Here is an 8,317-nt window from a genome sequence, read left to right on the forward strand (position 1 = left end):
CGGCCGGGACAAGGCTATCCTCCGTTTCGCCATGACCCTGACGCTCGCAGACCTCCTCGCCCCGATCACGCCCGAGCAGTTCTTCGCCGAGTATTACGACCGGCAGCCGCTGCACGTGTCCGGCGGTGCCGCCAAATTCGCCTCCGTGCTGAGCTGGCGCGGCATCAACCGGCTGCTCGACCAGACTCATATCTGGTCCTCGCAGTCGTTGAAGCTGGTGATGGACGGCACGCCGATCCCGCCGGAACAGTTCTGCAACCGCGCCACCAGCCGCGATGGCGGGGCGGTGCAGCAGCCGGACGCGGCGCGGGTGGCGCATTGGGTGAAACAGGGCGCCTCGATCGTCATGAACGACGTGGATAGCCTGACCCCGGGCCTCGCCGCCGTGTCGGACGCGCTGGAAGGCGCCGGGCTCGGCAAGGCGCAGGCCAACGTCTACATCTCCTGGCAAAGCCACAAGGCGTTTCCCACCCATTTCGACACCCATGATGTCTGGGCCGTGCAGGTGGAAGGGGAGAAGACCTGGAACATCTGGGAAGGGCGCGCCGAATGGCCGATCGCCCACCCGGTGTTCAACTTCCCCAAGGAGCATCACGAGCGCGCCCGCGGCAAGCTGCGCGGCGCGGTGACGCTGAAGGCCGGCGACCTGCTCTATCTGCCGCGCGGCTGGTACCATGATGCCCTCGCCGAGGCGCCCTCCTCGGTTCACATCGCCTATGGCGTGCACGCGCCGCTGGGCATGGACCTGGTGAACATCTTGCTGGAGCGGGTGCTCTATGATGCCGAGTTCCGCAAGCCGCTGCCGCGCCAGGACGGCTCGGCGGCCGCCAAATTCGCCCTGACCAGCCGCGCCGGCCAGCTGGGCCAGCGCCTGGCCGAACTGACCCGCGACCCCAAGGTGATGGAGGTGCTGGGCAAGTTCGTCGCCGATTACCGCTTCCGCCGCGGCGGCAACGACCTGCTGGCGGCGCGTGGCATCGCCGCCCCGGCGGCCCCCGGCGGTGCCGGCGCGGGCGAGGACAGCCCGGCCTTCCGTGTGGTGGCGCCCGGCGCCAAGGCGGTGCGGCGCGGTGCCGAATGGGTGGTCAAGGCGCCGGGCGGCCCTGTGCCGCTGCAGCCGGCCGAGGCGGAAGCGGCCAATTGGCTGCTGTCACGCCCCGACGGCACCGAGGGGGAATTGCGCGCCGCCCATCCGGCGGTGGATGCCGGGGCCTTGCTGAAGCGCCTGGCCGAAGCGGGGATGCTGGCACCGACATGATGCATGCCGCGATCCCGGCGCTGGCCGGGCTGCTCCTGATCGGCCTCGGGGCCGGAGCCCTGGCGCAGCCGCGCGCCTTCAACTGCATCGGGGCCGAGCGGCTGGAGGACGACGTGTTCGAGGTCGCCTTTCCGCCGCGCAGCGCCCGCCCGCCGGAGGCCGCGCGAACCCCGGTGGCCGCCGCCGCCGCCCTGGCGAAGGAAGCGCCGGAACGGAATGTCTGCGTGCTTGGCCACGCGGTGCGGGAAGGTGGCCAAACCACCAGCACCGAGCTGGCCGCCCGCCGCGCGCGCGAGGTGTCGGAGATGCTGTCGGTGCAGCACGGCATCGAGCGCGACCGCATCCGCGCCGAGGCGCGCAACCCGGGCTTCAGCCGCTCCACCGAGAATCGCGAGGCGCGCAGCGTCACCATCGTGGTGCTGCCCGCAACGCCCTAGGGGTATCCCGGCATAAGGCCGGCACAAGGAAAGCACCCGGTCGGGCGGGGTCCTGGAGATCCTGCGTGCGGTGACGGAAGAACCCCATGGCGCGTCCCGCCGCCTGCCCCGGCATCCCGGCCAGGTTATAGGCGTCGTAGCGGCAGGGCATCGCGCAGCAGCCGGCAGACCGCGCGCCGCCCGGTGGCCACGGGCACCCTGCTGCTCCGCCAGGGACCGCATGGTCTCGGCCCCGGTGTTCTCGCTGCTGACGAAGCACACCACCATTATTGCAATCGAAATGGCCGCCGCGCACCGCGCGTTCGGGCGGCCCGTGCAGGATGCGGATGGTGCCGAGCGGCGTGGCAGGCATGCGGGCTCCGGATACGCTCCGCCGCGGCATCGTGGGCGCGGGCCGGGCCGTGGCAGTGGCTTTCGACCCTGGCCGGATGCGCCGTCGCCTTCCATGCTGTCCCGGGGCGCGCCGCGCCCGCCAGTCCGGAGGAAGCCCATGCCGCGCCAGCACGTCCGCGCCCTGCTCGCCCGATGCCGCATCACCGACGGGGCGGGATTCCGCCTCGCCGATCATTCCACGGGAGGAGGGGATTCGGAGCTTCGCAAGGCGAATGCGCCGGCCCTGCTGCAGGAAGGCGTCGAGGTGCTGGCGGGGCTGCAGGACCGCATGGCGGCGCAGGACCGGCACGCGGTGCTGGCGATCTTCCAGGCCATGGATGCCGCCGGCAAGGATGGCGCCATCAAGCACGCCTTCACCGGGCTGAACCCGCAGGGCTGCCTGGTGTATTCCTTCAAGGCGCCGGGCCGCGAGGATCTCGACCGCGATTTCCTGCGCCGCCATGTTCGGCAGCTTCCGGCACGGGGCCAGATCGGCATCCACAACCGCTCCTGGTACGAGGAGGTGCTGGTGGCGCGCGTGCATCCGGCCATCCTGGCGCGGCAGAACCTGCCGCCGGAGGTGATCAGCGACCGCATCTGGGATGAGCGGCTGGAGGACATCGCCGCCTTTGAGCGGTATCTCGGCCGCCAGGGCTTCGTGGTGTTGAAATTCTTCCTGCATCTCGGCCGGGACGAGCAGCGCAAGCGGCTGCTGGCGCGCATCGAGGAGCCGGAGAAGAACTGGAAGCTGGAGGCCAGCGACGTCGCCGAGCGCCGCTACTGGGATGATTACCAGGCCGCCTACGAGGCGGCGATCCGCGCCACCGCCAGCCCGGCGGCGCCCTGGTTCGTGATCCCGGCAGACCGGAAATGGCTGACCCGGCTGCTGGTGGTGGAAGCGATGATCGAGGCGCTGGAAGCGATCGACCCGCGCTATCCCGAGCTGGACGAGGCGGGGCGGGAACAGTTGCGCGCTGCCGCCCAGGCCCTGCAACGCAAGGACGCCTGACGCGCGAAGGGCGCGGCACCTGATGGATGCCGCGCCCGGTTCAGCGGAAAGCCGGGCGCCTCAGCGGCGGGCGGTCAGCAGCCCCAGCACGTAGCCGATGGCACCGACGATCAGCAGCGACGTCACCGGCTGCTGCTCGACCTGCCGCACCACCCGCTCACCGGCATGGCTGGCATAATCGCGGGCCCGCTCACCGGCCTGGTGGGCGTAGTCGCGGGCGTCGCCGTAAGCGTGCTGGGCGCGGCCCGCAGCCTGGCGGGCCATGCCGCGAACCTTGCTGTCCTTGTCATCGGCGAGGTTGCCGTAGCCTTCCTGCGCCTGGCCAACGACGTCCTCCAGCGTGCCTTCAACGTGGTCCTTGTTCATGAGCGCGGGCTCCTTTCGAGAGGTCGGGTTAGCGAAACCGCGCGGCGCCGGCACCGGCCGGAACAGCGCGGGTGCCGAGGCGGGCGGCCATGGCCGACACGATGGCGCCCAGCAGCAGCAGCGCGAAGGTCCAGTAGGCGGCGGCGGCGGCGGCGGTGGCGGCGCTGTCGGCCGCCTGGCGGGCCTGCTCCTCGGCCTGCTGCAGGCGCTGCTGCGTTTCCTGCTCCACCTGCTGGATGCGGCCGCGCGCCTCATCCTGGCTGATGCCGGCCTCGGCCGCGATCAGCGCCGTGAGGCGGTCATTGTCGCCCTGCGACAGCTCGCCGTCGCTGATGCGTCGCGCGGCGATCTGGCCGATCTCGGCGCGGCGCTGGTCGCTGTTCATCTGCGCCGGATCGCCGCTCGGCGCCACCAAGGCGTTCTGCACGCGGTCAGCGGCCGCCTGCGCGGTGGATTGCAGGGAGTCGTTGCTGGTGCGGTCGGACACTTCGCCTCCGGCGGCGCTGGCCAGGCTGCCGATCCCGCTCGCGGCGCTGCCGAACACGCCCGACACGGCCGAGCCGGCGGTGCTCAGCGCGCTGCCCGCCAGGCTGCCGAGCAGCATGCCGGCCAGAATGGTGGCGGTGGCCCACATCGCCAAGCCATGCAGCAGGCCATCCGTGCGGTCGCCCGTTCCGGACAGCCGGGCCGCGGCATAGGCGCCGAGCGCCAGCCCGACCAGGTGCGACACAACCATCCACACGCCGCCACCCACACCGAGCGTCGTGGCGTCGGGCGTGTCGCGGGCCGCGGCATCCACCAGGTTGGCGCCGATCGCCACGCCCAGGATGTTCAACGCGGCGCCGACCACAACGGCGATCGCCGTGCCGGCCAGAATCGCGCCCCAGGAAATGCGCGAATGGCGCACCAGCCCGGCGGGTGCGCGCAGGGCGGCATCATCGTAGGAGGTGGTCGGGTGGTTCCCCGGATGGGCGGCTGTGCTCATTTTGAACCTTGCGTCCGATGGCCCCGCCACGGTGCCGGGGCCGGTTCCTGGAGTTGGAGCCGGGCCACACCCGTGACCCGGCTGCCCATCTGGCCCGGAAGTGGCGGCCTTTCGGCCGACCGGCCTCAGTGGCCGGTGGCGTCGCGCACCTTGTCCTTGGCGCCGCCGATCGAGTTCTGCACCTTGCCCTCGGTCTTGTCGGCCTTGCCGTCCGCCTGGGTGGCGGTGTCGCCGGTCACCTTGCCGACGGCATCCTTGACGGCGCCCTTGGCCTGCTTGGCGGCACCCTCAATACGATCCTTGTCCATCTGGCTTCTCCTGCATGAAGCGCATCGTGGCGGAATGCCACGCCGCTGCCGCTCTGCGACGGCTGTACGGAATAGAACGGACCAAAACGGCAAGGGTTGCGGCAGCCTCCGCGGCCAGATCCGGCCCGCGGGTGCAGGAATTCAGATGCTTACTGCCCCCGGGGCGCCGGGTCGGGCGGCCCCTGGAGGCGATGTCACCCGGCGGACAGCTTCAATGCCGCTCATAGATCAGGCGGGCGCGGATGGTGCCGGGGATGGTGCGCAGCGCCGCCAGCACCGCCTCCGGATCGGCGACGCCCTCGGCATCCATCACCACGTAGCCGATGGTGGCGTCTGTCTGCAGGTACTGGGCGCCGATGTTGAGGGAGAAGCGGCTGAACACCTCGTTCATTGCCGCCAGCACGCCGGGGACGTTGCGGTGGACGTGCAGGAAGCGCGTGCCGTGCGGGCGGGCCGGCAGCGTCACCTCGGGGAAGTTCACCGCGCTCAGCGTGGCGCCGCTGTCGGAGTAATCGGACAGCTTGCGCGCGGTTTCCTCGCCGATGCGGGCCTGGGCTTCCTCCGTGCTGCCGCCGATATGCGGCGTCAGGATCACGTTGGGCAGCCCCTGCAGGGGGGAGGTGAAGCGCTCCCCGTTGCGCTTCGGCTCCTCCGGGAACACATCGGCCGCGACGCCGAGCAGGCGGCCGGAGCGCACGCCCTCGGCCACCGCGTCGAGGTCGACCACCGTGCCGCGGGCATTGTTGATCAGGATGGCGCCGGGGCGCATCGCCGCCACGGCGGCGGCGCCGATCATGCCCTGGGTGGCCGGTGTCTCGGGTACATGCAGGCTGACCACGTCCGCGGCGCCGAGCAGGTCGTGCAGGCTGGCCGCCGCCACGGCGTTGCCGTGCGGCAGCTTGGTGACGGTGTCATAATAGATGACGCGCATGCCGAAGGCCTCGGCCAATACCGAGAGCTGCGAGCCGATGTTGCCATAGCCGATGATGCCCAGCGTCTTGCCGCGCACCTCGCGCGCGTTGGTGGCCGATTTGTCCCAGCCGCCGGCATGGGCGGAGCGGGAGCGGTCGGGGATCCGCCGCAGCAGCATGATGATCTCGCCCATCACCAGCTCCGCCACCGAGCGGGTGTTGGAGAAGGGGGCGTTGAACACCGGGATGCCGAGTTCCTTGGCCGCCGCCAGGTCCACCTGGTTGGTGCCGATGCAGAAGCAGCCCACCGCGATCAGCCGGTCCGCGGCCTCCAGCACCTCTCGCGTCACCTGGGTGCGGGAGCGGATGCCGAGCAGGTGGACGCCGGCCAGCGCCTGCTTCAGCGCCTCGCCTTCCAGCGCCTTGGCCTCGCGCTGGATGTTGGTGTAGCCGGCATCGCCCAGCATCGCCACGGCGCTGTCCGAGACACCCTCCAGCAACAGGATGCGGATGCGGTCCTTGGGGAGGGAGATGCGTTGGTTGGGAATGCTGTGCGACATGCCGGCTGAATGCACCAGGAGGCGGGCCGCCGGAAAGTGCGAAACCGACAGGCATGCTCCGCGTTGCTAGCGGTGGCCCCGGACATAAGGCTGAACAACACGGGGCATGCGCATAGGGGCCGGTGTTCGCCGGTTCTTTTCACCGAAAACCGGCCCGGGTGTGCAGGGTCACGCTGGGTGCATGGCGCCATTACGCCGGGGGCGGGCCACGAGGCCGCCTCCAGCCTTGTCGCGCGGGCCGGAGCAGTCCATGTCCCACCTGTGCCGCCCCGTTCGAGAAGGCGAGCCCCGCATCCGGAGAACCACCTTTATCATGGCCACTGAGATCACCCCGATCACTGCCCTTCCCACGACCGCCCGCCTGAACCTGGCGCGTGAGGCCCTGGCCGAACTGGCCCGGGGCGAATTGGTTGAACGGCTTCGGCTGGACACCGCCGCGCAGATCCTGCGCACGGCGCAGCGCGCGGCGCTGCTGGCGAATGGCCGCCCCGCCCTACCGGCGGTCATGGCGGGTTGGGACAGCGAAGCGGTGACCGCCCGCGAATATGCTGAGGGCCTGTCCCCCGCCGCGCTGGATGCGCTGCTGGTGGAAGGGCCGCGCTGGGCCGCCGCGCTGCTGCGCGAGGAGCCGGAACTGCGCCGCGCCGCCTGAGCCGCGACGCGCCACGGATTGCTGCCTTGGCCGGGGCCATGTCCCCGGCCTTTTTCATGGGTGGCCAGGAAAAGGGCCCGCGGAGCATCGCTCCGGCGGGCCCTTCCCGTTCGGGAGGTTCAGCCGTGGCTGCCGGGCGCGATGTCCCACGGCGCACGCCGCAACTCGGCCAGGGCGTCCCGGCGGGTCATGCCGATGTCGCGCAGCATGTGCTCGTCCAGCCCGGCCAGGTGCTGGCGCGTCTCCACCGTGCGCAGCACGCCGCGCAACGAGGCCAGCCAGCCATCCGGGCGCCCGGCAGGTCCGGAGACGCGGCCAGACGGGCGTGCAAGGGCGGACCGGACGGAGAAGCGGAACGCGAAGCCGAGATGGGCGGACATGGGAGCGTGCCTTTCCTGCACAGGCGGTGGTGACGCAGTGCAGGATGCGTGCGCATGCGAAATAAGCATAACGAATTGTTTTGACGATGAGCATCAACGGCGTTGATATGCAGGGCATGTTCTCCCTGCCGCCCGGCCTTGACCCGGACCTGCTGCGCTCCTTCGTGCTGATCGCCGATGGGGCAAGCGTGACCCGCGCCGCGCAGCGCGTCGGCCGGACCCAATCCGCCGTGTCCATGCAGATGCGCCGGCTGGAGGAAGCCCTCGGCCGGCCCTTGCTGGTCCGCGGGCCGCGTGGCTTCGCCTTGACGCCGCACGGCACCTGGTTGCTGGACCGTGCGCGGCCCTGGCTCAGCATGCATGACGAGATCGTGGCGAATTTCCGGGCCCAGGAGGTGTCGGGGCCGGTGCGGCTGGGTACGCCGGATGATTACGCGATGGGATGGCTGCCGGAGATCCTGGCGCGCTTCGCCGAGGTCCACCCCGCGGTGGAGATCGAGGTGGTCTGTGCCCCGTCCAGCGAGTTGCTGACCCGGCTGGAGCATGAGGAGCTGGACCTCACCCTGTATTCCGCCGGCAACGAACTGCGCGGGCAGGAAGGCGTGCCCTTGTGGCGGGGACCGCTGCTGTGGGTCGGCTCGGTGGCGCATTCGGTGCACCGGCAGATGCCGTTGCGGCTTTCGGTGGCGCAGTCGAGCTGCGTTTGGCGCGCGGCGGCGACGGCAGCTCTGGACGCGGCCGGCCTGCCATGGCGGGTGACCTATTCATCGAGCTCCCAGTTGGGCACCCATGCGGTGGTGCTGGCGGGGCTGGCGATCACCGTGGGGCTGGAGGGCCCGTTGCCGCCGGGACTGCGGGTGCTGAGTGCGGCGGACGGGCTGCCGCCCTTGCCCGAGTTCCAGATCGCCCTGGCGGAGGGATCCGGCAGCGCCGCGGCCAAGGCCATGGCGCGCCACATCATCGACAGCTTCCGGCGTGAGGAAGGCGGGTTACCGACCTGAGTCATTCTCATGGAGGAATGGTGAAGATTCTTGTTTGACGGGTTCTGGGGTGGGGGTTATAAGCCGCCCCACGCCGCT

The 8,317-nt window shown here is 70.7% G+C and carries 10 protein-coding genes; 5 read left to right on the forward strand and 5 right to left on the reverse strand.

Annotated features, from left to right (window positions below; genetic code table 11):
* Positions 1–31 precede the first annotated feature (31 nt).
* The 3 genes from D2K64_RS12870 (at position 32) to D2K64_RS12880 (ending at position 3,076) form a co-directional block, all read left to right on the forward strand.
* Positions 32–1,258 carry a cupin domain-containing protein gene (locus tag D2K64_RS12870; RefSeq protein ID WP_120008766.1) on the forward strand — a complete coding sequence of 409 codons (1,227 nt, stop codon included), beginning with the start codon at positions 32–34 and terminating at the stop codon, positions 1,256–1,258.
* Entirely contained in the window at positions 1,255–1,695 is a 441-nt protein-coding gene (locus D2K64_RS12875; protein WP_120008767.1) for an OmpA family protein, read from the forward strand. The genes D2K64_RS12870 and D2K64_RS12875 overlap by 4 nt, the downstream gene beginning before the upstream one ends.
* Before the next feature lie 490 nt (positions 1,696–2,185).
* Positions 2,186–3,076 (forward strand): PPK2 family polyphosphate kinase, encoded by an 891-nt coding sequence (locus D2K64_RS12880; RefSeq protein WP_120008768.1) that lies wholly within the window; start codon positions 2,186–2,188, stop codon positions 3,074–3,076.
* A gap of 60 nt (positions 3,077–3,136) precedes the next feature.
* Here D2K64_RS12880 and D2K64_RS12885 read toward each other — a convergent pair whose 3' ends face one another.
* The 4 genes from D2K64_RS12885 to serA all read right to left on the reverse strand — a co-directional run bounded on the left by D2K64_RS12885 (position 3,137) and on the right by serA (position 6,206).
* Positions 3,137–3,442, reverse strand: coding sequence for a CsbD family protein (locus D2K64_RS12885; protein ID WP_120008769.1), 306 nt, complete (start codon positions 3,440–3,442; stop codon positions 3,137–3,139).
* Positions 3,443–3,470: 28 nt separating this feature from the next.
* Positions 3,471–4,427, reverse strand: a complete 957-nt coding sequence (locus D2K64_RS12890; protein ID WP_238384166.1) for a hypothetical protein — start codon at positions 4,425–4,427, stop codon at positions 3,471–3,473.
* A 125-nt stretch (positions 4,428–4,552) separates the two neighbouring features.
* A complete protein-coding gene (locus D2K64_RS12895; RefSeq protein WP_120008770.1) occupies positions 4,553–4,735 on the reverse strand; it encodes a CsbD family protein in 183 nt (60 codons plus the stop codon).
* 211 nt (positions 4,736–4,946) lie between these two features.
* Positions 4,947–6,206 (reverse strand): phosphoglycerate dehydrogenase, encoded by a 1,260-nt coding sequence (serA, locus tag D2K64_RS12900; RefSeq protein ID WP_120008771.1) that lies wholly within the window; start codon positions 6,204–6,206, stop codon positions 4,947–4,949.
* A gap of 313 nt (positions 6,207–6,519) precedes the next feature.
* Between serA and D2K64_RS12905 the strand changes: the two genes are divergently transcribed.
* A complete protein-coding gene (locus tag D2K64_RS12905; RefSeq protein WP_120008772.1) occupies positions 6,520–6,858 on the forward strand; it encodes a hypothetical protein in 339 nt (112 codons plus the stop codon).
* A gap of 119 nt (positions 6,859–6,977) precedes the next feature.
* Here the strand turns inward: D2K64_RS12905 and D2K64_RS12910 are convergent, their stop codons facing one another.
* On the reverse strand, positions 6,978–7,238 hold the full coding sequence (locus D2K64_RS12910; RefSeq protein WP_120008773.1) for a DUF1127 domain-containing protein: 261 nt from the start codon (positions 7,236–7,238) through the stop codon (positions 6,978–6,980).
* 86 nt (positions 7,239–7,324) lie between these two features.
* Between D2K64_RS12910 and D2K64_RS12915 the strand changes: the two genes are divergently transcribed.
* The gene (locus D2K64_RS12915) at positions 7,325–8,239 is read left to right on the forward strand and encodes a LysR substrate-binding domain-containing protein (protein ID WP_202910652.1); all 915 of its coding nucleotides are present in this window, start codon (positions 7,325–7,327) and stop codon (positions 8,237–8,239) included.
* Positions 8,240–8,317: the final 78 nt, after the last annotated feature.

Source organism: Teichococcus vastitatis (assembly GCF_003604215.1).
Classification (GTDB): Bacteria; Pseudomonadota; Alphaproteobacteria; order Acetobacterales; family Acetobacteraceae; genus Pseudoroseomonas; species Pseudoroseomonas vastitatis.